This is a genomic window from Luteimicrobium xylanilyticum (assembly GCF_009429125.1).
In the GTDB taxonomy this organism is placed as follows: Bacteria; Actinomycetota; Actinomycetes; order Actinomycetales; family Cellulomonadaceae; genus Luteimicrobium; species Luteimicrobium xylanilyticum.
On record NZ_CP045529.1, the window covers coordinates 1,487,093 to 1,509,744 of the forward strand.

The window sequence follows — 22,652 nt, forward strand, 5'->3', positions numbered from 1 at the left end:
CGCTCGGGCGAGCCTTCCGGGGGACCGGAGGTCAACGCTCTACCGACAGCAGCGACAGGTGGGGGTGGCGGCACGCAGGACGAGGTCGCGCGTCGTCGCGCGGTGACCGGTCAGGGCCTCGCCCATGAACGGATCCCTCCTGGTGCGGGTGGTGCGGTTGCGGGTCGAGGTTATCGCCGCACGTCCACCCGCTGCAACGCCGTGCCGGCAGGTGGAACGGTCCGTGCGGAGCAGGCCCGTGAATCCGGTAGCGTTCCGGCCAGCAGTCGAGCCCGGGTCAAGAAGCGGCCGGTGAGACGCCGACGGACCGGAGGAGCCCGTGACGACCGCGGCCGAGGAGGCTCAGACCCTGCGGCGTGCCTCCGACGAGAGCGCGATCCGCATCCTGCTCGTCGAGGACGACGACGGAGACGCGCTGCTCGTCCACGAGCACCTCGTGGACGCCGCGATCCAGGTCGAGGTCACCCATGTGCGGACCCTCGAGGACGCGCTCGACCACCTCGACGTCGACTGCGTGCTCCTCGACCTGGGGCTGCCGGACAGCGTCGGCATCCCCGCCCTCGAGCGCATCCTCGCGGCAGGAGCCCCCGCGGTCGTCGTCCTCACGGGTCTTTCGGGCGACGAGGCGGGCGTGGGCGCCGTGGCGGCGGGCGCTCAGGACTACCTCGTCAAGGACGAGGTGGACGGCCGGATGCTCGCGCGGTCGATCCGCTACGCGGTGCAGCGCCGGCGGCTCGAGGACACGGGTCGCGAACTGTATCGCAGCACGGTGCGGATGCAGGAGGCGAACCGGCTCGAGCGGGCGCTCCTGCCGCGACCGGCCGTGGGGTCGGCTCCCGTCGAGGTGGGGGTCGCGTACCGCGCGGGCCGCGACGGTGTGCTGGGCGGCGACTTCTACGACGCGGTCGAGCGCCCTGACGGGTCGGTCGTCGTGGTGGTCGGCGACGTGTGCGGGCACGGACCGGACGAGGCGGCGCTCGGCGCGACGCTGCGGACCGCCTGGCGCACGCTCGTGCTCACCGGGACCGAGTCGGGGGACCTGTTCGGGTTGCTCGAGCGCGTGCTCGAGACGGAGCGCGCCGACCCGTGGGTCTTCACGACGCTCGTGATGCTCGAGATCGCGCCCGACGCGAGGTCGGCGGACCTCTACCTGGCGGGGCACCCGGAGCCGGTGCTCCTCGGCGCGACGGCCCGGTACCTGCCGACGCAGGCTCGCGGACGTGTCCTCGGGCTCGCGACGCCAGGGCGCTGGGAGGCGCGGCGGATCTCCCTCGACCCCGGCTGGCGGCTTGCCCTCTACACGGACGGCGTGTTCGAGGCCACGATCGACGGATCCCGCGAGCGGCTCGGCAGGGCCGGCCTGCTCGAGGTCATGAGCGAGCTCGCCGCGCGGGACGACGGCGCGCCCGCCGACCTGGCGGAGGCCGTCCTGCGGGCGGTGCGCGCGCTCCACGGGTCGGAGCTCCTCGACGACGACGCCGCCGTCGTGGTGCTCTCCGAGGCGCGGCGGGCGGCGTCGTGACGGCGAGAGCTCCTGGCGCCCGCCGCGCGGTCACCCTGCGTCGCCGCATCTCGTGGCTGCTCGCCGCCGCGGCCGTCCTGCTGGGGATCGTCCTGGTCGCCGACGGTGTGGCGCTCGGCCGGCTGCTCGCGGTGCAGCACCAGGTCACGGACCAGCTCTTCGACGCGCGCGTGGCCGCCGACGACCACTTCGCCGCCCTCGTCGACGCGGAGACCGGCCTGCGCGGGTACGCCCTGACGGGCGACCCGGCCACGCTCGAGCCGTACGACCAGGCCCGCGCCGGGAGCGGCTCGACCTTCACCGAGGTCGCCGACCGGATCGCCGACCTGACCCACGACGACGCGCTGCGGTCGAGCGCGGTCCGCGCCGACGACGTCGCCCAGGACTGGTTCGTCTCCTACGCCGAGCCGCTCGTGGCCCAGGTGCGGAGCGACGGTCCCCAGTCGGTGACGAACGCCCAGGTCGAGCACGGCAAGGAGAGGTTCGACGAGGTCCGTGCCGCGGTGGCCGCGTTCTCCGACGAGCTGTCGAACGTACGTGACCACGAGGCGGCGGAGCTGGACCGCTGGACGCGGGTCGCGCTGGCCTCGCTCGTCGTGATGGGCGTCGTCGGGCTGGTCGCGGGCGTCCTCGTCTGGGTCGCGCTGCGGCGGTGGGTCACGCGGCCGGTGGACGAGCTCGCGCGCGACGCGCGGGCGGTGGCATCGGGTGCCCTCGACTCCCCGGTGACGGCGCACGGACCGGGCGAGATCGCGGACCTCGCGGGCGACGTCGAGGCGATGCGACGCGCGCTGCGCGACCAGGTCGCCGCGGTCGAGCGCTCGCACGCCGAGCTCGTCTCCGTCAACGAGAGGCTCACCGCGCAGACCGAGGAGCTGAGCCGCTCCAACCGGGACCTCGAGCAGTTCGCCTACGTCGCGTCCCACGACCTGCAGGAGCCGCTGCGCAAGGTGGCGTCGTTCACCCAGCTCCTGCAGAAGCGGTACGGCGGCCAGCTCGACGAGCGCGCCGACCAGTACATCGAGTTCGCGGTCGACGGCGCCAAGCGCATGCAGCGGCTGGTGCACGACCTGCTCGGGTTCAGCAGGGTCGGCAGGCTGGGCGGCGAGGTGACGGACGTCCCGCTCGACCGCGTCCTCGACCGCACGCTCGACGACCTGGGCGAGCTCGTCCGCGAGACCGGTGCCCGCGTCGAGGCGGACGGGCTCCCGGAGGTCCGTGGCGAGGAGCCGCTGCTCACCCAGCTCGTGCAGAACCTCGTCGGCAACGCGATCAAGTTCCGCTCGCCGGACCGCGCCCCCGTCGTGCGCCTGTCGGCGCGCCGCACCGGCGACCTCTGGGAGCTCGAGTGCCGGGACAACGGGATCGGCATCGACCCGCAGTACGCGGACCGCGTGTTCGTGATCTTCCAGCGGCTGCACCCCAAGGACGTGTACGAGGGCACCGGGATCGGGCTCGCCCTCTGCAAGAAGATCGTCGAGTTCCACGGCGGCGAGATCTGGATCGAGCAGCCCGACGGTCCCGGAACCAGCATCCGGTGGACCCTGCCCGCCGTGGGTGCCACACCCCTTCCCCCGACCCTCGTACCGGACGGAGCCCTGCAGTGAACCAGTCCCGCAAGACCATCGACATCCTCCTCGTGGAGGACGACCCGGGCGACGTCCTGATGACCCGGGAGGCCTTCGAGGACCACAAGGTCAGCAACCGTCTGTCGGTCGTCCCGGACGGCGTGAGCGCGATGGAGTTCCTCCGCAAGGAAGGGGAGTACGCGGACGCGCCGACGCCCGACCTCATCCTGCTCGACCTCAACCTGCCGCGCATGGACGGGCGCGAGGTGCTCGCCGCGCTCAAGGAGGACCCGGCGCTCCGGTCGATCCCCGTGGTCGTGCTGACGACCAGCGAGGCCGAGGAGGACGTGGTCCGTTCCTACTCGCTGCACGCGAACGCGTACGTGACGAAGCCGGTCGACTTCGACCGCTTCATCAACGTGGTGCGCCAGGTCGACGAGTTCTTCGTCGAGGTCGTCCGGCTGCCCTCGCGCGGGTACTGACCGCCGGTACGACGACGGCCCAGGCCCCTCGGGGCCTGGGCCGTCGTCGTGCACGGGTGCTGGGAGCGGATGACGGGAATCGAACCCGCGTCATCAGTTTGGAAGACTGAGGCTCTACCATTGAGCTACATCCGCGAAGGAACGTCGGCCACCGCCAGGGTGGCCGGGCCGACGTGCGGGCCCCACCCTAGCAAAACCACCACCCGGTCCCGCGACCTGGGTAGACTCGGGCGGTCGCGCTGCTTCGCAGCGTGGCGGCGGGGTGTAGCGCAGGTTGGTAGCGCATCCGCTTTGGGAGCGGAAGGTCGCAGGTTCAAATCCTGTCACCCCGACTGTCCCCCGAACGGCACGGCACGACGGGCGGAGGCGCTCACCTCGGCGCCGGAGGAATCCCTCGGTCGGCACCCCGCGACGCGGCGGCAGGTCGTCGCCGTGGTGTCCGGTGCGGCGCGCGTGCCGGTCGACGACGAGGCCCCCGTCGACCTCAGGGCCGGGCAGCGAGGGGCCGGGCGCCTTGGTGGCGCACGGCCACGATGACGTAGGATCGACGGGTTGCCCGTACGCCCGTGCGGCGGCTCCTGCCGCCCGACACGAGCGTCCGGCCCACATGAACCCCGCGTCGACGTGACCGTAGGCGCGCGCCCACCGGTTGGAGATCATCGAAGTGAAGAGCGCCGTCGAGAGCCTGGACCCCACCAAGGTCAAGCTGACCGTCGAGGTGGAGTACGACGAGCTCAAGCCGAGCATCGACCACGCCTACGAGCACATCGCCCGCGAGGTGCAGGTCCCCGGCTTCCGCAAGGGGAAGGTGCCGCCGCGCGTCATCGACCAGCGTGTCGGTCGGGCCGCGGTGCTCGAGCACGCCATCAACGACGGCCTGGGCGGCTTCTACAGCGAGGCCGTGCGCGAGAACGACCTGCGCCCCCTCGGCCAGCCCGAGGTCGAGGTCACCCAGGTGCCGGACCCGTCCGAGAAGGACGGTGAGCTCCACTTCACCGCCGAGGTCGAGGTCCGCCCCGAGATCGAGCTGCCCGACCTGTCCGGCCTGACGGTGACCGTCGACGCGGCCGAGGTCACCGACGAGGACGTCGCCGAGCGTCTGGACGCCCTGCGCGAGCGCTTCGGCACCCTGGTCGGCGTCGACCGCCCCGCGAAGGACGGCGACTTCGTCGTGCTCGACCTCAAGGCCGAGATCGACGGCGACGAGATCGACTCCGTGTCGGGCGTCAGCTACCAGATCGGCTCGGGCACCATGCTCGACGGCCTCGACGAGGCGCTGGCCGGGCTGTCCGCGGGCGAGACCACGACCTTCCGCTCCCCGCTGGCCGGCGGCGAGCACGAGGGCAAGGACTCCGACATCACCGTCACCGCGACGCAGGTCAAGGAGCGCGACCTGCCCGAGGCCGACGACGACTTCGCGCAGCTCGCCAGCGAGTTCGACACCCTCGACGAGCTCAAGGACGACCTGCGCGAGCAGGTCAAGGGCATCAAGACGCAGAACCAGGCCGTCGCCGCGCGCGACCTCCTGCTCGAGGCCATCCTCGAGAACCTCGAGGTCCCCGTCCCGCAGGGCGTCGTCGACGCCGAGGTGCACCGCCACCTCGAGTCCGAGAGCCGCCTCGAGGACGACACGCACCGCGCCGAGGTGACCGAGGAGACGCAGAAGGCCCTGCGCAACCAGATCGTCCTCGACACGCTCGCCGAGCAGCTCGAGGTCCAGGTCGCCCAGGAGGAGCTGCTCGAGTACCTCGTGCAGTCGTCGCGCCAGTACGGCATGGACCCGAACGAGTTCGTGCAGACGATCGACCAGAACGGCCAGATCCCCGCGATGGTCGGCGAGGTCGCGCGCTCCAAGGCGCTCGCGGTCGCGCTGCGCCGTGTCGAGGTCAAGGACTCCGAGGGCGACGTCGTCGACCTGTCCGAGTTCATCGGCTCCGACGAGGCCGACGCGGACGCCGCGGACGCCGACGCCCTGGCCGACTCGGCCGCCGCCTCCGCGGTCGCCGACGCCGCCTCCGAGGCCGCGTCCGACGCGGCAGACGAGACCACCGACAAGGCCTGAGCCGCCCGCCGGGTACCCGGCACCCACGCACGGCCCCCGCCTCCTGCCCGAGGCGGGGGCCGTCGTCGTCGGTGCGCGCGACGTGCGGCGGGGCCCGCGGACGCCCGCCGGGACCGTCGTCGTGCGCCGTCAGCGAAAAGGCCGCCGGCCGGGACGTGGCAGGCCCGCCGGGGACGTTAGGGTCACATCAGCCGGACGGACCGCGGGGCCACCGCAGGGACGACCGGACGGACGACGACGAGGAGCGACGAGAACATGGCCGAGCACTCCGCCAGCACCACCCACGACGCGGCGGCGCCCGCCCTGCGCGCCGAGGGCCAGGGCTTCGGGCTCAACGACTCGATCTACAACCGGCTCCTGCGCGAGCGGATCATCTGGCTCGGTTCCGAGGTGCGCGACGAGAACGCGAACGCGATCTGCGCCCAGATGATGCTGCTCGCCGCTGAGGACCCCGACAAGGACATCTGGCTGTACATCAACTCGCCCGGCGGGTCGATCACGGCCGGCATGGCGATCTACGACACCATGCAGTACATCCAGCCCGACGTCGCGACCATCGCGGTCGGGATGGCGGCGTCGATGGGGCAGTTCCTGCTCTCGTCGGGCGCCAAGGGCAAGCGCTACGCGACCCCGCACGCGCGCGTCATGATGCACCAGCCCTCGGGCGGCATCGGCGGCACCGCGACCGACGTGCGGATCAACGCGCAGCTCATCATGCACATGAAGAAGGTGCTCGCCGAGCTCACGGCCGAGCAGACGGGCCAGCCGCTCGAGAAGGTCCTCCAGGACAACGACCGTGACAACTGGTTCACGGCCGAGGAGGCCCTCGAGTACGGGTTCGTCGACCACGTCGTGACGAGCTCCGAGGCCGTCTCGGGCGGCGGCGGCACGGCCAGCGACTCCTGACCGCGGTCCCCGCACCCATCGACCTTCCGAGGAGGACCCAGTGAGCACCGAATCCCAGTACCTGTCCACCGCGCAGCGCCTCGCGGGCGCCGGCGGCCTCGCGCTCCCGTACGGGGCGCCGTCGTCGCGCTACGTGCTCCCGCAGTTCGAGGAGCGCACCGCCTACGGTTTCAAGCGCCAGGACCCCTACACCAAGCTGTTCGAGGACCGGATCATCTTCCTCGGCGTGCAGGTGGACGACGCGTCGGCCGACGACGTGATGGCGCAGCTCCTCGTCCTGGAGAGCCAGGACCCGGACCGCGACATCATCATCTACATCAACTCGCCGGGCGGGTCGTTCACCGCCATGACGGCGCTGTACGACACGATGCAGTACATCAAGCCGGAGATCCAGACTGTCTGCCTCGGGCAGGCGGCCTCGGCCGCGGCCGTGCTGCTCGCCGCCGGCACGGCCGGCAAGCGCCTCGCCCTGCCGAATGCGCGCGTGCTCATCCACCAGCCCGCGATGGAGGGTGGCGGCTACGCGCAGGCGTCCGACATCGAGATCCACGCCAACGAGCTGATCCGCATGCGCGAGTGGCTCGAGGAGACGCTGGCGCGCCACTCGGGCAAGTCGGTCGAGGAGGTCCGCCAGGACATCGAGCGCGACAAGATCCTCACCGCCGCGCAGGCCAAGGACTACGGCCTCGTGGACGAGGTCCTCGAGAGCCGCAAGGCGGCAGCGCTCACCCGGGCCTGAGCCCGGCGCGAGCATCGGTCCGGCACCGGCCTCCTGGCCGGTGCCGGGCTCCTGGTCCCGACACGGAACCGGAACGCGGCTGACATCCGACGCTCCGGTGGTGTCCAATGGGACGATGAGGGACCGGCGGGGGGACCGCCGGTGCCAGCCCCCGCACGCGGGGGGTCCGACGGACGGAGGCAATCCGTGGCCCGACTCGGTGATGGTGCGGACCTGCTCAAGTGCTCGTTCTGCGGGAAGTCGCAGAAGCAGGTCAAGAAGCTCATCGCAGGCCCAGGGGTGTACATCTGCGACGAGTGCATCGAGCTGTGCAACGAGATCCTCGAGGAGGAGTTCACCGAGGCGGTGGAGCTCGGCATGTCCGAGCTGCCCAAGCCGAAGGCGATCTTCGAGTTCCTCGAGCAGTACATCGTCGGGCAGGAGGCCGCCAAGCGGTCGCTCGCGGTGGCGGTCTACAACCACTACAAGCGGATCCAGGCGGGCGAGGCAGCCGGCGGGTCGGCGTCGGGCAAGTCGGGCGAGGACGCCGGGCCGGTCGAGATCGCGAAGTCGAACATCCTGCTGATCGGCCCCACGGGCTGCGGCAAGACGTATCTCGCGCAGACGCTCGCGAAGATGCTCAACGTCCCCTTCGCCCTGGCGGACGCGACCGCGCTGACCGAGGCCGGGTACGTGGGCGAGGACGTCGAGAACATCCTCCTCAAGCTCATCCAGGCCGCGGACTTCGACGTCAAGAAGGCCGAGACCGGCATCATCTACATCGACGAGATCGACAAGATCGCGCGCAAGGCGGAGAACCCGTCGATCACGCGCGACGTCTCGGGCGAGGGCGTGCAGCAGGCGCTGCTGAAGATCCTCGAGGGGACGCAGGCGTCGGTCCCGCCGCAGGGCGGACGCAAGCACCCGCACCAGGAGTTCATCCAGATCGACACGACGAACGTGCTGTTCATCGTGGCGGGGGCGTTCGCGGGCCTCGACGAGATCATCTCCTCGCGCGCCGGACGGCGAGGGATCGGCTTCGGCGCGAAGGTGGACCGGGACGACACCGCGGACCTGTTCGCCGACGTCATGCCGGAGGACCTGCTGAAGTTCGGGCTCATCCCGGAGTTCATCGGCCGCGTGCCCGTCATCACGACGGTGGCGCCGCTCGACCGCGCGGCGCTCGTCCGGATCCTCACCGAGCCCCGCAACGCGCTCGTCAAGCAGTACCAGCGGATGTTCGAGATCGACGGCGTCGAGCTCGAGTTCGAGGACGAGGCCCTCGACGCGATCGCGGAGCAGGCGCTCCTGCGGGGCACGGGTGCGCGCGGCCTGCGGGCCATCATGGAGGAGGTCCTCCAGCAGGTCATGTTCGAGGTGCCGAGCCGGGACGACGTGGAACGGGTCGTCGTGAGTCGCGAGGTCGTCCTGGACAACGTGAACCCGACGCTCGTGCCGCGCGCGGTCTCGCGGCGCACCCCGCGCGAGAAGAGCGCCTGACCGGGCCTGCGCCGTCGTCGGGACCGGGACGGACGTCCCAGGCTGCCGTGGGAGGATCGGGACATGCCCGAGATCCCCTCCGAGATCCTCACGCTGCGCGCGAGCATCGACAACGTCGACGCCGCGCTCATGCACCTGCTGGCCGAGCGCTTCAAGTTCACGCGCCGCGTCGGCGAGCTCAAGGCGCAGGGCGGGTTGCCCCCCGCTGACCCCGACCGTGACCGTCAGCAGATCGCGCGGCTGACGGCGATCGCCGACTCCGCCGGGCTCGACCCGGAGTTCGCGGAGAAGTTCCGCGAGTTCATCGTCGCGGAGGTCATCCGCCACCACGAGCTGATCGCCGCCGCGCACGCCGGGGCCGCGGTGCCCCCGCTCGACACCTACGCCTGAGCGACCGCCCGCTCGACCGCGTCGAGCGACGCGAGGGCGGCGTCCACGCTCGCGGTGCTCGCGGGGAGCAGGGGGAGTCGGACCGCGGCGGTCGGGATGCGTCCCTGCGCGTGCAGCACGCCCTTGACGACGACGGGGTTCGGCTCCGCGAAGCATGCGGCGGACAGCCCGGCGAGCCGTGCGCCGAGGGCGCGGGCGTCCGCGGTGTCGACGCGCGGGGCCGCCCACGCGTCCACCAGCCGGGCGTACGCCGCGGTCGCCAGGTGGGCCGACGCGAGGACGCCGCCCGAGGCGCCCAGCGCGAGCATCGGCGCGAGGACGGTGTCGTCGCCGGCCAGCACGTCGAAGTCGTCGGGCAGGTCTCCCAGCAGCGCGACGGCACTGCCGTCGGCGGGGATGCTCAGCTTCGTCCCGACGATCCCGTCCACCCGGGCGAGCCGGTGCAGCGCGGCGGAGCCGAGGTCCTGGCTCGTCCGGTGCGGGACGTGGTAGACGACGAGCGGGACGGGGCTCAGCCGCGCGAGCGTTGCCAGGTGAGCGACCGCGCCGTCCTCGCCAGGGCGCACGAACGGCGGGACGAGCGTGAGGGCAGCCGTGACCCCGGTCCGGCCGCGCAGCGCCGCCAGGTCCTCAGCGGTGCTCGCGCCGACGAGCAGCGTGGTCCGGCGCTCGGTCGCGACGCGCCCGACGACGTCGAGGACGGCCTGCCGTTCGACCGCCGAGAGCGACGAGGGTTCCGCGGTGGTGCCGAGCGCGACCAGCCCGGCGGCGCCGTCGTCGAGCACCTGGTGGGCGAGCGACTCGAGGGCGCCGAGCGCGACCGCCCCGCCCCGGTCGAACGGCGTGACGAGGGGGACCAGGACTCCGGTGAGGGTCATGCGTCCCAGCCTGACGACGAGCGAGCATCAGTGTCGAGCGCGGAAAACTGCACGGGTACGTAAGATCGGCTGATGCTCGATCCCCGCCGGCTGCGGCTGCTCGACGACCTGTCCCGGCTCGGCACGATCGTGGCCGTGGCCCAGCTCCGCGGGTACACGGCGTCCGCGGTCTCGCAGCAGCTCTCGACGCTCGAACGCGAGGTAGGCGTCCCGCTGCTCGAACGCACGGGCCGGCGCGTCCGTCTGACGAGCGGCGGGGCGGCGCTCGTGGCAGCGACCGAGGACGTGCTCCGCGCGATCGAGCAGGCCGAGGCGTCCGTGCTCGCGGCCCGCGCGCGGCCGTCGGGACGCTACGGGTCGCCGCCTTCCCGACAGCCGTCCGCACCCTCCTCCCGACGGCGCTCGTCCGGGTCGCGGCGCAGCACCCGGGGCTCCGGCTCCACGTCCTGGAGCTCGATCCGGCCGACGTGCCCGGGGCGCTCCGCGACGACCGTGTCGACGTCGGCCTCGTGCAGGACTACGACGTCGTGCCCCGGGCGGTGTCGCAGGGCATCCAGAGCGTGCCCCTGCTCGAGGAGGCCGTCCACCTGGCGTCCTGCGGCCGGGCGCCGCGCACCGTCGCGGACGTCCGTGACGAGCCCTGGATCCTGGCCGGACCCGGCACGCTGTGCCGCGCTGCGGCCGAGCACCTGTGCCGCGCCGCTGGCTACGAGCCCGTCGCCCGGCACGTCGTCGACGACTTCGGTACCGTGCTCGCGCTCGTCGCCTCGGGCCAGGGCGTCGCGATCGTGCCCCAGCTCGGCGCGCTCGACGTCCCGTCGCAGGTCCGGCTCGACCCGGTCGGGACCACCCGTCGCACCCGCGTCGCGCACCGCGCCGGCGCCGGCCGCCGCCCCGAGGTGCGCGCGTTCACGGACGTCGCGCGCGCCGTGGCCGCGGAGCTCGGACGCCCCTGACGCGGTCCGGTGGCGGGCTCGCCCGATCAGGACGACGCTGGGGAGAACCCGGGGCGCCGGCCCGCGCGATGGGATCGTCGGGCGACTCCGCCGAGCGGCCGGCGCCCGTCGTCGTCGCACGGAGGTACCTCAGTGAAGATCGACTGGCTGCGGCCCCTGGCCGGAACCCCCGGCCCGTTCGCGACCGTCTACCTCGACGCCACGCGAGGCATCGAGGCCGCCGACCCGGACGTCGAAGGGCGGTGGCGCGTCCTCAGACGCGACCTCGCCGCACAGGGGGCGCCGCAGGGCGTGTGCGACGCCCTCGAGGTCCGCGTCCTCAAGCCGCTCCGGATCGCCGGGCCCCACGGACGCGTCCTCATCGCCACCGAGGACGAAGGCGTTCTCCTCGAACGCGTGCTGGCCGTGCCGCCGACCGTCTCGCGCGCCGAGTACGGCCCCGTGCCCGTCCTCCTCGACGCGGCCCGCTCGGCTGACGAGTCCGTCGACTACCTGGTGGTCGTCGTCGACCGTGTCGGTGCCGACCTGACCTGGTCGTGGGGCGGGGATCCCAGGCGCCAGCCCGAGCCCCTCACCGTCGAGGCCGGGCACGACGTGCTCAACAAGGTCCGCACCGGCACGACCGCCGACAAGCGCATCGACCACCGCGTCGAGGACTCCTGGGAGCGCAACGCCGAGGCTGTCGCCCACGAGGTCGACGCGCAGGTGAGCGAGCACAGGCCCGAGCTCGTCGTGCTGACCGGCGACGTCCGCGCGCTGGCGCTCGTGCGCGCCGAGCTGTCGCGGCAGACCCTCGACCTCGCCGTCGACGTGCCGGGCGGCTCACGCGGTGCCGGCGCCAAGGAAGGCGTCTTCGCGGGCCGTCTCGCCGAGGCGGTCGCCGCCTGCCGCGACCGCCGCCGCGCGCGCGTCGTCGACGCCTACCGCACCGGCCAGGGCCGCGACGACGGCAGCGTCACCTCCCTCGGCGACGTCGTGACCGTCCTGCAGCGAGGACAGGTCTCCGACCTCCTGCTCGCCGAGGGCTTCGGCGGCGAGGGCGAGCTCGACGACCGCGAGATCTGGGTCGGGCCCGAGGCCCTCCAGGTCGCGCTCGACCGCAGCGACGTGGAGGACCTCGGCGCCACCGACGGCATCCACCCCCTGCCCGCGTCGGTCGCGCTCGTGCGCGCCGCGCTCGGTCAGGACGCCGGCCTCACGTTCGTGCCCGACGGTGCGGCGGAGCTCGTCGACGGGGTCGGCGCGGTGCTGCGGTGGCACGACGCGGGCACGCCGAGCGAGGCGGCGCCGACGATGTCGGCGGACCGCACTCGCTTGCGCGACGTCGTCTGAGGTCAGGTCAGGCGCGGGGCTTCTTGGGCTCCGGCTCGCCCAGCTCCGAGCTCACGACGACGATCCCGCCCTGCACGGCCGGGTCGCCCTGGCCGTCGGCCGGGTCGACGATCTCGAGCGGCCCCGTGACGCGCCCGGCGCCACGGACGTCGCCCGCGGCGGAGCGGACGCCCGGCTGGAGGCCGGCCGGGATCGCGACCGTCGCCGCGAGGATCGGCACCCGCATCGAGACCTTCGCCTCGGACTTGACCTTACGGAGCGCAGCGAGCGCGTGGCCGGCGGCCGTCAGGACGACCGGGTCGGCGCCGCGAGCGGCGTCGCGCAGCGGGGCTGCGACGGGCCACGCGGCACGGTGGATCGAGCCCGCGCGCCACCACGACCAGACCTCCTCGGTCGCGAACGGCACGAACGGTGCGAAGAGGCGCAGCAGCGTGTCGAGCGCGATCGCGAGCGCGGCCCGGGCCGACGCGGTCTCGGGCGAGGCGTCGGCGGTGGTCGCGCCGGCGCCGTACGCGCGGTCCTTGACGAGCTCGAGGTAGTCGTCGCAGAACGTCCAGAAGTACGTCTCGGTGATCTCGAGCGCGCGCGTGTGGTCGTAGGCCTCGAACGCCTCGGTGGCCTGCTCCACGACGGCCGCGAGCCCGGTGAGCATCGCCCGGTCGAGCTCGACCGTGACGAGGGACGGGTCGAGCGAGACGGTGTGCGACTCCTCGGCTCCCTCGCCCTGCGACGCCCCGAACGACAGCGCGAACTTGCTGGCGTTGAGGATCTTGATCGCGAGTCGGCGGCCGATCTTCATCTGGCCGACCTCGAACGCCGCGTCCGTACCGAGCCGCGCCGATGCCGCCCAGTAGCGGACGGCGTCGGACCCGTGCTCCTCGAGCAGCCCCATCGGCGTGACGACGTTGCCCTTGGACTTCGACATCTTCTTGCGGTCGGGGTCGAGGATCCAGCCGCTGATCGCGGCGTTCTTCCACGGCAGCGTGCCGAACTCGAGGTGCGAGCGGACCACCGTCGAGAAGAGCCACGTGCGGATGATGTCCTGGCCCTGGGGGCGCAGGTCCATCGGGAACACGCGCTCGAACAGCTCGGGGTCATCGAGCCAGCCGCCCGCGATCTGCGGGGTGAGGGAACTGGTCGCCCAGGTGTCCATGATGTCCGGGTCGCCGACGAAGCCGCCGGCGACGCCGCGCTGGTCCTCGGTGTAGCCGTCCGGGACGTCGGCCGACGGGTCGACGGGGAGCTGCGCCTCGGCGGGCACGATCGGGGCGTCCCAGCGGGGCTCGCCGTCGTCGCCGACCGGGTACCAGACGGGGATCGGCACCCCGAAGAAGCGCTGGCGCGAGATCAGCCAGTCGCCGTTGAGGCCCTTGACCCAGTTCTCGTAGCGCACCCGCATGAAGTCGGGGTGGAAGCTCAGCTCCTCGCCGCGGGCCAGGAGCTCGGCGCGCAGGTCACGGACGACGTGTGCGCCCTCGCCCGCGTCCTGCGCCAGCCACTCGCGCCCGCCGTTGCGGATGTACCACTGGCGGCTCGTCACGATCTCGAGGGGCTTGTCGCCCTTCTCGTAGAAGTTCGCCTTGCGCTGGGTGGCGACCGGCTCCCCGACGAGGTCGCCGCTCGCCCGGAGCGCGTCCACGACGGCCGTGCGGGCGGAGAACGTCGTCTTGCCCGCGAGCTCCGCGTACAGCGCGCGCCCGGCCTCGGCGGTCACCCAGTCGGGGGTGTCCTCGACGATGCGGCCGTCCCGGCGCACGATCGAGCGCGTGGGCAGCTGGAGCTCGCGCCACCACTGCACGTCGGTCAGGTCGCCGAAGGTGCAGCACATCGCGATGCCGGCGCCCTTGTCGGGCTCGGCCGCCGGGTGGGCGAGCACGGGGACCTCGACGTCGAACAGCGGCGTGCGGACGGTCGTGCCGAACAGGTGCTGGTAGCGCTCGTCGTCCGGGTGGGCGATCAGGGCCACGCACGCGGGCAGCAGCTCGGGGCGCGTCGTCTCGATCTCGACCGTGTCACCGACGCCCGGGCCCTCTGCTCGACTGAACGAGATCGTGTGGAAGAAGCCCGGGTAGTCGCGCGCCTCGAGCTCGGCCTGCGCGACCGCCGTCTGGAACGTGACGTCCCACAGGCCCGGCGCCTGCGCCTGGTACGCCTCGCCCCGGGCGAGGTTGCGCAGGAACGCGGTCTGCGCGACGCGCTGCGAGGAGCCGCCGACGGTCTGGTAGTGCTGCGCCCAGTCCACCGACAGCCCCAGGTGACGCCACAGCGCCTCGAACTGCTTCTCGTCCTCGGACGTCAGGCGCTCGCACAGCTCGACGAAGTTGCGGCGCGAGACGGGCTGCTGGTCGGCGGCGCGGCCCTTGCCCGTCGACGCGTCGCCCTGCTGCGGCGGCTCGTAGCCCTCCACGTAGGGCAGCGACGGGTCGCAGCGCACGCCGTAGTAGTTCTGCACGCGGCGCTCGGTGGGCAGGCCGTTGTCGTCCCAGCCCATCGGGTAGAAGACCTCACGACCCTGCATGCGCTGGTAGCGCGCGACGAGGTCGGTGTGCGTGTAGCTGAAGACGTGGCCGACGTGCAGCGAGCCCGAGACGGTGGGCGGCGGGGTGTCGATCGAGAAGACCTGCTCGCGCGTCGCGGACCGGTCGAAGTCGTACGTGCCCTCCTCGCGCCAGCGCCCGCCGAGCTTGTCCTCGAGACCGTCGACGGAGACCCGGTCCGGTACGCCCCGCACCACCGCGTCTACGACGTCGCCCTCGCCTACCGTGGCGGCCACGGTCGGTGCGGGGGCGTCGGGACGGGGGGACGTCGGGTCGAGGTCACTCATGCCCGTCATTCTTTCAGATCTGCGGCGCACCTCCGACGGTGCTGACCGGGGTGAACAGGTTCACGAGGTTCCCGTCGGGGTCGCGCAGGAGGAACGAGCGGTTGCCCCACGGCATGTCCCGGGGCTCGCCCACGACGTCGGTCAGCACGGGCCGCAGCCGTGCGTACTCCTCGTCGACGTCGCCGACGAGGAAGTCGAGCACGAGCGAACGGTTCGCGCCGGCCTCGGCGACGCCGGGGCCCATCGCGGGCACCGTGCGCGAGCTGGCGACGGCGAGCGTGCCGCCCGACGTCCGCAGCTCCGCGAAGAGCTCGTGCAAGCGCGTCACGGACGCGCCCGTGACGGTCTCGTAGAAGGCGACCAGACGGTCGACGTCGTCGGTGACGATGCGGGTGGCGGACAGCTCCATGGCGTACCTCCGGGTGTCGTGCGCGGCAGCTCCCGCGCCTCTGCCTCGACGATAGGGAAGATACTGGACACAATTAGTCCAGTTGTTCGGAGGAACATGGGAGCCGTCGACACCACCGGCTCGGGTGCCCGCCTGCTCGTGCTGCTCGAGCTGTTGCAGTCCGGGGGGATGCGCGGCCGGCTCGACCTGGCCCGTGCGCTCGGGGTCGACGAGCGCACCGTCCGGCGCGACGTCGTCCGGCTCGTCGACGCGGGAGTCCCGGTCGAGTCCGTCCGCGGCCGGTACGGCGGGTACCGGCTCGGGCGCGGCTACCGCCTGCCGCCCCTCATGCTGACCGACGACGAGGCGGTCGCCGTCCTGGTCGCCCTCGCCGAGGCGTCGCACGAGGGGGAGGGCGACGTGCCGGCCGCGACCGCCGCGGCGAAGATCGGGCGCGTCCTGCCGGAACGCTCCGCCGACCGTCTGGGTGCGCTGCTCGAGGCGGTCGTCGTCGCCGGCGACGCGACGGGCGGCGTCGACGCGGACGTCCTGCTCGTGGTGGCGCGCGCCGTCCGCGAGCACCAGCCGCTCGAGATCGTCCACCGTCGCCGGGACGCCGCCGACGCCGCGACGAGCACGCGGACCGTGCACCCCTACGGCCTCGTGCGGCGGGACGGCCGCTGGTACGTCCTGGGGCTCGCGCTCGACCGCGGTGCCGAGCGCACGTTCCGCCTCGACCGGGTGGCGCGGGCACGAGCGCTGCCGGGGCACTTCCGGCCGCCCGTCGGCTTCGACCCCGCGGCCAGGCTCGAGGAGATGCTGAGGAGCGGGTACCGGTACACGGTCCGTGTCCGGGTCCGCACCACCGAGCAGGAGGCGCGGCGCTTCCTTCCCGGCACGGTGGCGCGGCTTCGCCCCGTGTCGCAGGGGTCGGACGACGGCTGGCTCCGGGTCGAGCTGGGTGCCGACCGCCTCGACTGGCTCCCCGGGGTCCTGTGCGCGCTCGACCGGCCGTTCGTCGTCGAAGAGCCCGCGGAGCTCGTCGGACTGCTGCGCGAGTTCGCGGCGCGGCTGCAGTCTCGCGTGAACGCGGCGTCGTCGGACGTAGGCTCGTGACCATGGGTCTGACGATCGGATACGTGGCAGAGCTCGAGCAGTTCCACCCCACCGAGGCCGTCGAGCTGTCCGCCTACGCGGAGCAGCACGGCTTCTCGGGCGTCATGGCGGCGGACCACTTCCAGCCGTGGGTCCCCGCGCAGGGGCAGTCGCCGTTCGTGTGGAACGTCCTGACGGCGCTGGGGGAGCGGACGACGGGAGACATGGGTCCCGGCGTGACGGCGCCGACGTTCCGCTGGCACCCGGCGATGGTGGCGCAGGCGTCGGCGACGCTCGCCGCGATGTACCCGGGTCGGCACTGGCTGGGACTGGGCTCCGGCGAGGCGCTCAACGAGCACATCACCGCGCAGTACTGGCCCGAGGCGCCCGAACGCATCAACCGCATGTTCGAGGCCATCGACATCATCAAGAAGCTGTTCTCCGCGTCGCTCGCGGGCAAGGACGCCAAGCACGCCGGCCAGTTCTACAAGCTCGAGTCGACGCGCCTGTGGACGATGCCCGAGGAGGCGCCCGAGATCCTCGTCGCGACCGGGGGACCGGTCACCGCCAAGCGCGCGGGCAAGGTCGCCGACGGCCTGATCACCGTGGGCGCGCCCCTCGAGAAGATCTCCATGCTGTTCGGGAAGTTCGACGAGGGCGTGCGCGAGTCCGGGCGCGACCCCGAGAACATGCCGCGCGCGCTGCAGATCCACCTGTCGTGGGCGCCGACCGACGAGGAGGCGCTCGCCAACGCGATGCACGAGTGGCCCAACGGCGGCATGAAGTTCCCCAAGGCGGACATCCGCTCGCCGTTCGAGTTCGAGCAGATGGCCAAGCTCGTGCGCCCGGAGGACTTCGAGGGCCGCATGGTCATCTCCTCCGACCCCGACGTGCACCGCGAGGCGATCCAGAAGTACGTCGACCTCGGTTTCGACCGGGTCTACCTGCACAACGTGGGGCGCAACCAGCGGGAGTGGATCGAGGTCTTCGGGCGCGACGTGCTCCCGAAGCTGAGCCGGTGAGCCCGCTCCCGGCCGACTGGGTCGCCCACCGCCGGCCGGACGACCGCGAGATCCTCGGCTGGCTGCGGCCCGAGGGCGACGACTGGGTCCCGGTCTCCCTGCTCGGACGCGACCTTGCCGGGCCACTCGACTGGACGGCCGCCGAGGAGGCGCTCGAGGAGGCGGGCCTCACGTGGCTCGGCGACGTCTGGACGCTCGAGCAGGACGGCGACCGGCCGCTGCGCGTGCGCCTCGTCGAGGTCACACCCGAGCGGGTGGTCGTCCAGACCGACGACTTCGGTGCGGTCGACGCCGTCGTCGAACGACGTGTGCTCCCGTGGCCCGCGCCGCCGCAGCTCCGGCCGCGCCGCGCCGGCGACCCGGACGCCCACGTGCTGTTCGCGGGCTGAGGCACCCGGCGGGACGCGCCCCCGCCGGGCTGGACAAGGACGGCACAATGGTCGCAGACCCGGCGACGGCCGGGCCGGCGGCACGGAGAGATGAGGGGCATGACGACGAGCGGGCTGTGGGTGCGGCCGGTGCAGGGCATCGGCGAGGTCGAGGCCGGTGACGACGTCGCGCGCGTCCTGCTCGACGCGCTGGACGCCGCGGTCCGTGAGGGAGATCCGGCGGCCGCGCTCGAGGACGGGGACGTCGTCGTCGTGGCGAGCAAGATCGTCTCCAAGTCCGAGGGTCGGCTCGTGCGCGCGGACGACCGTGAGCAGGCCATCACCGACGAGACCGTGCGCGTCGTCGCGACGCGCGAGCACCCGGGCGGCGTCACCCGCATCGTCGAGAACAAGCAGGGTCTCGTGCTCGCGGCGGCAGGCGTCGACGCGAGCAACGTCCCGCCGGGGACGGTGCTCCTGCTCCCCGAGGACCCCGACGTCTCGGCCCGCCGCATCCGCGCCGGCATCGCGGAGGCGACCGGCCGCACGGTCGGCGTGGTCGTCGCGGACACCGCCGGTCGGGCGTGGCGCCAGGGGGTGACGGACATCGCGATCGGCGCCGCCGGGGTCGTCGTGCTCGACGACCTGCGAGGCTCCGCCGACCGCGAGGGTCGTCCGCTCACCGCGACCGTCGTCGCGGTCGCCGACGAGCTCGCCGCCGCCACCGAGCTCGTGCGCGGCAAGAGCGCAGGCGTGCCCGTCGCCGTCGTGCGTGGGGTGGCTGCGTGGGTCACCGCCGAGGACGGGCCGGGCGCCCGTGCGATCGTGCGCGCCGCGGAGGACGACATGTTCCGCACCGGCAGCGCCGAGTCGTACGACGAGGGCTACGATGCCGGATACGACGAGGGCGTCGAGGCGGGCCGCTCCGAAGGCTTCTCGAGCGGCTACGAGCAGGGGTACAGCGACGGCGAGTCGCGCGTGGAGTCCAGCGCGCTCTGAGGCGTCCTGGCGAGGGAGGGGGCGACCCGATGGTGGAGCCAGACCTCGCTGCCTGGTTGCTCGACCAAGATCCGGCCCTGCGTTGGCAGGTCGAGCGTGACCTCCTCCACGAGCCCGACGACGTCTGGCAGGCCACGCGTGCCCGCGTCGCCACCGAGGGCTTCGGGGCGCGGCTCCTCGCGCTGCAGGACGACGACGGGCAGTGGGCGGGCGGCGCGTTCTTCCCCGCGGACTTCGACTTCCACGGTCCGGAGGCTGCTCCCGGCGCGGGCCAGCCGTGGACCGCCACGACCTGGTCGCTGAACGCGCTGCGCGCATGGGGTCTCGACGCGGACGTGCTGCGCGCGCGGCACACCGCCGAGCGGCTCGACGAGAGCTGCCGGTGGGAGTACGACGGGTCGCCCTTCTGGGGCGGCGAGGTCGACTGCTGCATCAACGGGTTCACGCTCGCGAGCGGCGCGTGGCTCGGCGCCGACGTCGACGGGGTCGCTGCGTGGTTCGTGGAGCACGCCACCGACGAGGGCGGCTGGAACTGCGAGTGGGTCGATGGCTCGACGCGGTCGTCGGTCCGGTCGACGCTCAACGCGCTGTACGGGCTGCTCGAGCTCGAGGAGCGCGGCGGCGGCACGGACGAGAGCCGGGACGCCCGGCGCGCGGGCGAGGAGTACCTGCTCCGTCGGGGGCTGTTCCGCCGGCTCTCCACGGGCGAGCCGGTCGCCGAGGACGTCGACGGCTACGCCTATCCGTTCCACGGGCACTACAGCGTCCTGCGCGCCGCGGACTACTTCCGTCGGGCCGACGCGCTCGACCGGCGGGGGCGGGATCCGCGCATGGCCGACGCCGTCGAGCTGGTCCGCGCCGCGCGGCAGCCCGACGGGACCTGGCTCCAGCGGGAGCGGTATCCCGGACGGGTGTGGTTCCACGTCGACGTCCCGCCCGGCGAACCGTCGCCGTGGCTCACGTTGTACGGCACCCGGGTGCTCGACTGGTGGGACGTCGTCTAGGTGCCCGTACCGTCGCTCGAACAAGTGTTCGAGCGAGTGTCGGTGGCACGGTGTTGGCTGAGTTCATGACCTCCCAGGAGCGCCACGACCGCATCGACGACGTGCCTCGGGCCGTCGCCGACGGGAGCGGTTCCGAGGCCGTGCCCGCGGGCGCGTCGGTGCTGGATTCCGCGATCACCACCGTCGTCGAGGTGGAGCACGCGATCCGGCGGCTCACCGCCCTGAGGACGGTCCTGCTGCACGGAGCGGTCCGCCTGGTCCCGCTGGCGGAGGAGGCCCTGCTGCGGCCCGCGTCGTCGGCGGCTCGCTCGCCGCTGACGGGGCAGGAGCGCGAGCTCGCGCGACGCGCCCTCGTCGCGGACCTCGCGGCGGCGCTGCAGCTGCCCGAGTCCACGACGTCGGGTCTGGTCGCCGAGGCGGAGGTGCTGGTCGAAGACCTGCCGCGCACGCTCGCGGTCGTCGCGGACGGGACGATGTCCTACCGGCACGCGCAGGTCGTCGTCGAGCACACCGCGGACCTGGACACCGACGCGCGTGGCGCGGTCGAGGCAGCGGCGCTGCCGTTCGCTGCGACGTCGACGCCGACGGGCCTGGCGAGGCGGGTGCGGCGGGTGCGTGAGGTCGTGCACCCGGAGCCCGCGGTGGTGCGACACCGGCGTGCCGCCGCCGACCGGAAAGTCCGGATCGACCCCGCTCCCGACGGGATGTCGTGGCTGAGCGCGTTCCTTCCTGCCGCGCAGGGTCACGCGATCTGTGACCGGCTGGACCATGCGGCGCAGACCCTGGCCGGCCCGGACGAGCCCCGGACGGTGGACCAGCTGCGGACCGACGCGTTCGTCGCGCTCCTGCTCGACGACGCCGACGGGACCGCCGCGCGCTCCCTCGCCGGGTCCGGTGTGCCGGGCGCCGACGAGGCGGACGACCGCCCCGGCCCGGACGCCGCGCTGGCGAGCCTCGTCCGCGCGGTCGTGCCGCGTGTGGCGGTGACGGTCCCCGCGCTCACGCTGCTCGGGCACGACGAGGACGCCGTGCTCGAGGGATACGGGCCGATCGACCCCGAGACGGCGCGCCTGCTCGCGGCGGGGGCGCCGTCGCTGACGCGGATCCTCACCCATCCCGAGACGGGTGCGGTGCTGTCGGTCGGCCGCGACACGTACCGCGTCCCTGCGGACCTGCGCCGTCATCTCGCGGTCCGCGACGGGACCTGCCGCTTCCCGGGCTGCGGGCGACCCGCGCGTCGCTGCGACGTCGACCATGTCACCGCGGCGGCCGACGCCGGCGCCACCGACGCGTCGAACCTGATCCATCTGTGCCGGCACCACCACCGGCTCAAGCACGAGACCTCGTGGCGCGTTCGTCTCGACGCCATGACACAGGACGCCGTGTGGCGGTCGCCGAGCGGGAGGGTTCACGTCGTGCCGCCCGCTGAACCCGGGCCGGTGTGGTCACCTCCGGCAGGACGCCGCTCTCCCGGAAGGGCGTCCGTCCGCCTCGAGCGTGATGGTCTTGATGGTCGCGCCGGCGGCTCCGCTGGTGGGCCCGGCGGGACGGGCCTCGTCGACGACCCTGGGCCTCCGCCGTTCTGACCGAGCCTCCAGTACCGCCCGCACGCCCCTGCTCAGACAACGTGATGCGGGCGCGCCAGGACGACGTCCTCGGTGCCGAGCGCACCCAGGAAATACCGCGGGAACCAGGGGAGCAGCGCGATCGCTTCCGGGCCGTGGACGAGCCTGAGGGCGTCGAGCCGGTAGCGCACGCCCTTGCGGACGAGCGTGAAGCCGCCCGCCGCCTCGCCGTTGCGGACCCAGTCCACCCGCGGGCCGTAGGGCAGCGCGAAGACGACGTCGACCCCGCCGTCGAGCCTCCGCCGCGCCATCGCGACCACGGGCGTGCGGAAGGCTCGCCCGCTGCGTCGTCCGACGTGCTCGACGACGGCGAACGGCGGGAACCGCTCGGCCACCGGCATGATCCGCGGGTTGAACCAGCGCTTCGCGGCCTGCGGGATCGCGGACGGCAGCGGCATCAGCGCGCCTTCCGTTTCGCGGCCGCCTCGGCCTTGACGGCCTTCTTCGTCGCGCGGACCTCCTGGAGCGTGGTCTCGTCGACGACGTCCGCGACCGAGCGCCGCGAACCCGGCTCCCCGTAGGGGCCGGCGACCTCGCGCCAGCCGTCCGGCTCGACGCCGTACTGCTTGCCGAGGAGCGCGAGAAAGATCCGCGACTTCTGGGCGCCGAAGCCGGGCAGCGCCTCGAGCCGCGCGAGGACCGTCTTCGCGTCGGGCGTGCCGCCGGACTCGTCGACCGCGGTCCACAGGCGCGACGCGTCGCTGTCGTACCGCTCCACCAGGAGCCGGGCGAGAGCCTGGACGCGCTGCGCCATCGACCCCGGGAACCGGTGCACCGCGGGCGGCTGCGCGAACAGCGCCGACAGCTCGTCCGGTCGGGCGTCCGCGACCGCCCGGACGCTCAGCCCGCCCATCCGGTCGGCGATCTTCGCGGGACCCGCGAACGCCGACTCCATCGGCACCTGCTGGTCGAGGAGCATCCCGACGAGCAGGGCGAACGGGTCCTTGGTGAGGAGCGCGTCGGCGTCGGAGTCCCCGGTGAGGTGCAGCGCAGCAGCCATGCCTTCCACCGTA

Annotated in this window: 20 protein-coding genes, 2 tRNA genes and 2 pseudogenes; 18 read left to right on the forward strand and 6 right to left on the reverse strand. The window is 73.1% G+C overall.

Annotation, left to right across the window (positions count from 1 at the left end; genetic code table 11):
* Positions 1–319: 319 nt before the first annotated feature.
* From KDY119_RS06490 to KDY119_RS06500, 3 genes are read left to right on the forward strand one after another with little or no spacing between them, the layout of a single operon-like run.
* Positions 320–1,522 carry a PP2C family protein-serine/threonine phosphatase gene (locus tag KDY119_RS06490; protein WP_051136666.1) on the forward strand — a complete coding sequence of 401 codons (1,203 nt, stop codon included), beginning with the start codon at positions 320–322 and terminating at the stop codon, positions 1,520–1,522.
* The gene (locus KDY119_RS06495; protein ID WP_051136665.1) at positions 1,519–3,129 is read left to right on the forward strand and encodes a sensor histidine kinase; all 1,611 of its coding nucleotides are present in this window, start codon (positions 1,519–1,521) and stop codon (positions 3,127–3,129) included. Before KDY119_RS06490 ends, KDY119_RS06495 begins: the two co-directional genes overlap by 4 nt.
* Complete coding sequence (locus tag KDY119_RS06500) at positions 3,126–3,572, forward strand: response regulator (protein WP_036951675.1); 447 nt, start codon at positions 3,126–3,128, stop codon at positions 3,570–3,572. The genes KDY119_RS06495 and KDY119_RS06500 overlap by 4 nt, the downstream gene beginning before the upstream one ends.
* A 64-nt stretch (positions 3,573–3,636) precedes the next feature.
* Here KDY119_RS06500 and KDY119_RS06505 read toward each other — a convergent pair.
* Positions 3,637–3,707 (reverse strand) — tRNA-Gly (locus KDY119_RS06505).
* A 123-nt stretch (positions 3,708–3,830) separates the two neighbouring features.
* Between KDY119_RS06505 and KDY119_RS06510 the strand changes: the two genes are divergently transcribed.
* From KDY119_RS06510 to KDY119_RS06535, 6 genes are all read left to right on the forward strand, one after another.
* Positions 3,831–3,904 (forward strand) — tRNA-Pro (locus tag KDY119_RS06510).
* A gap of 332 nt (positions 3,905–4,236) precedes the next feature.
* Entirely contained in the window at positions 4,237–5,634 is a 1,398-nt protein-coding gene (gene tig / locus KDY119_RS06515; RefSeq protein ID WP_036952683.1) for a trigger factor, read from the forward strand.
* Between the two features lie 255 nt (positions 5,635–5,889).
* Positions 5,890–6,540, forward strand: a complete 651-nt coding sequence (locus tag KDY119_RS06520; RefSeq protein WP_051136664.1) for an ATP-dependent Clp protease proteolytic subunit — start codon at positions 5,890–5,892, stop codon at positions 6,538–6,540.
* Between the two features lie 40 nt (positions 6,541–6,580).
* Complete coding sequence (locus KDY119_RS06525) at positions 6,581–7,279, forward strand: ATP-dependent Clp protease proteolytic subunit (protein WP_036951673.1); 699 nt, start codon at positions 6,581–6,583, stop codon at positions 7,277–7,279.
* Between the two features lie 186 nt (positions 7,280–7,465).
* Entirely contained in the window at positions 7,466–8,758 is a 1,293-nt protein-coding gene (clpX, locus tag KDY119_RS06530) for an ATP-dependent Clp protease ATP-binding subunit ClpX (RefSeq protein WP_036951671.1), read from the forward strand.
* Between the two features lie 63 nt (positions 8,759–8,821).
* Positions 8,822–9,148 (forward strand): chorismate mutase, encoded by a 327-nt coding sequence (locus KDY119_RS06535; protein WP_036951669.1) that lies wholly within the window; start codon positions 8,822–8,824, stop codon positions 9,146–9,148.
* On the opposite strand, the gene KDY119_RS06540 is transcribed toward KDY119_RS06535, so the two are convergent.
* Positions 9,139–10,026 carry a dihydrodipicolinate synthase family protein gene (locus KDY119_RS06540; protein WP_153022089.1) on the reverse strand — a complete coding sequence of 296 codons (888 nt, stop codon included), beginning with the start codon at positions 10,024–10,026 and terminating at the stop codon, positions 9,139–9,141. The genes KDY119_RS06535 and KDY119_RS06540 overlap by 10 nt on opposite strands.
* A 72-nt stretch (positions 10,027–10,098) precedes the next feature.
* Between KDY119_RS06540 and KDY119_RS19400 the strand changes: the two are divergent.
* The 3 genes and pseudogenes from KDY119_RS19400 to KDY119_RS06550 form a co-directional block, all read left to right on the forward strand.
* Positions 10,099–10,272 (forward strand): annotated as a pseudogene (locus tag KDY119_RS19400) (helix-turn-helix domain-containing protein); the annotation flags it as partial.
* A gap of 107 nt (positions 10,273–10,379) precedes the next feature.
* Positions 10,380–10,982: pseudogene (locus KDY119_RS06545) on the forward strand (LysR substrate-binding domain-containing protein); the annotation flags it as partial.
* A gap of 132 nt (positions 10,983–11,114) precedes the next feature.
* Complete coding sequence (locus KDY119_RS06550) at positions 11,115–12,314, forward strand: baeRF2 domain-containing protein (protein ID WP_036951667.1); 1,200 nt, start codon at positions 11,115–11,117, stop codon at positions 12,312–12,314.
* Positions 12,315–12,321: 7 nt separating this feature from the next.
* Here the strand turns inward: KDY119_RS06550 and valS are convergent, their stop codons facing one another.
* Both valS and KDY119_RS06560 read right to left on the reverse strand, forming a co-directional pair.
* On the reverse strand, positions 12,322–15,138 hold the full coding sequence (gene valS / locus KDY119_RS06555; RefSeq protein ID WP_153022090.1) for a valine--tRNA ligase: 2,817 nt from the start codon (positions 15,136–15,138) through the stop codon (positions 12,322–12,324).
* A 13-nt stretch (positions 15,139–15,151) separates the two neighbouring features.
* Positions 15,152–15,547: a VOC family protein gene (locus tag KDY119_RS06560; RefSeq protein ID WP_036951663.1), complete on the reverse strand. Its 396-nt coding sequence runs from the start codon at positions 15,545–15,547 to the stop codon at positions 15,152–15,154.
* 96 nt (positions 15,548–15,643) lie between these two features.
* Here KDY119_RS06560 and KDY119_RS06565 point away from each other — a divergent pair, with 96 nt between their 5' ends.
* The 6 genes from KDY119_RS06565 (at position 15,644) to KDY119_RS06590 (ending at position 21,600) form a co-directional block, all read left to right on the forward strand.
* Complete coding sequence (locus KDY119_RS06565; RefSeq protein ID WP_036951660.1) at positions 15,644–16,642, forward strand: helix-turn-helix transcriptional regulator; 999 nt, start codon at positions 15,644–15,646, stop codon at positions 16,640–16,642.
* Positions 16,643–16,644: 2 nt separating this feature from the next.
* Entirely contained in the window at positions 16,645–17,643 is a 999-nt protein-coding gene (locus tag KDY119_RS06570; protein ID WP_036951657.1) for a TIGR03557 family F420-dependent LLM class oxidoreductase, read from the forward strand.
* The gene (locus KDY119_RS06575) at positions 17,640–18,032 is read left to right on the forward strand and encodes a hypothetical protein (protein ID WP_036951654.1); all 393 of its coding nucleotides are present in this window, start codon (positions 17,640–17,642) and stop codon (positions 18,030–18,032) included. The genes KDY119_RS06570 and KDY119_RS06575 overlap by 4 nt, the downstream gene beginning before the upstream one ends.
* A gap of 99 nt (positions 18,033–18,131) precedes the next feature.
* Entirely contained in the window at positions 18,132–19,010 is an 879-nt protein-coding gene (gene cofE, locus KDY119_RS06580) for a coenzyme F420-0:L-glutamate ligase (RefSeq protein ID WP_036951653.1), read from the forward strand.
* A 29-nt stretch (positions 19,011–19,039) separates the two neighbouring features.
* A complete protein-coding gene (locus tag KDY119_RS06585; RefSeq protein WP_085998044.1) occupies positions 19,040–20,014 on the forward strand; it encodes a prenyltransferase/squalene oxidase repeat-containing protein in 975 nt (324 codons plus the stop codon).
* A 65-nt stretch (positions 20,015–20,079) separates the two neighbouring features.
* Positions 20,080–21,600, forward strand: a complete 1,521-nt coding sequence (locus KDY119_RS06590) for an HNH endonuclease signature motif containing protein (RefSeq protein WP_153022091.1) — start codon at positions 20,080–20,082, stop codon at positions 21,598–21,600.
* A gap of 32 nt (positions 21,601–21,632) precedes the next feature.
* On the opposite strand, the gene KDY119_RS06595 is transcribed toward KDY119_RS06590, so the two are convergent.
* On the reverse strand, positions 21,633–22,037 hold the full coding sequence (locus KDY119_RS06595) for a PNPOx family protein (RefSeq protein WP_051136662.1): 405 nt from the start codon (positions 22,035–22,037) through the stop codon (positions 21,633–21,635).
* Entirely contained in the window at positions 22,037–22,639 is a 603-nt protein-coding gene (locus KDY119_RS06600) for an HhH-GPD-type base excision DNA repair protein (protein WP_036951650.1), read from the reverse strand. The genes KDY119_RS06595 and KDY119_RS06600 overlap by 1 nt, the downstream gene beginning before the upstream one ends.
* Positions 22,640–22,652: the final 13 nt, after the last annotated feature.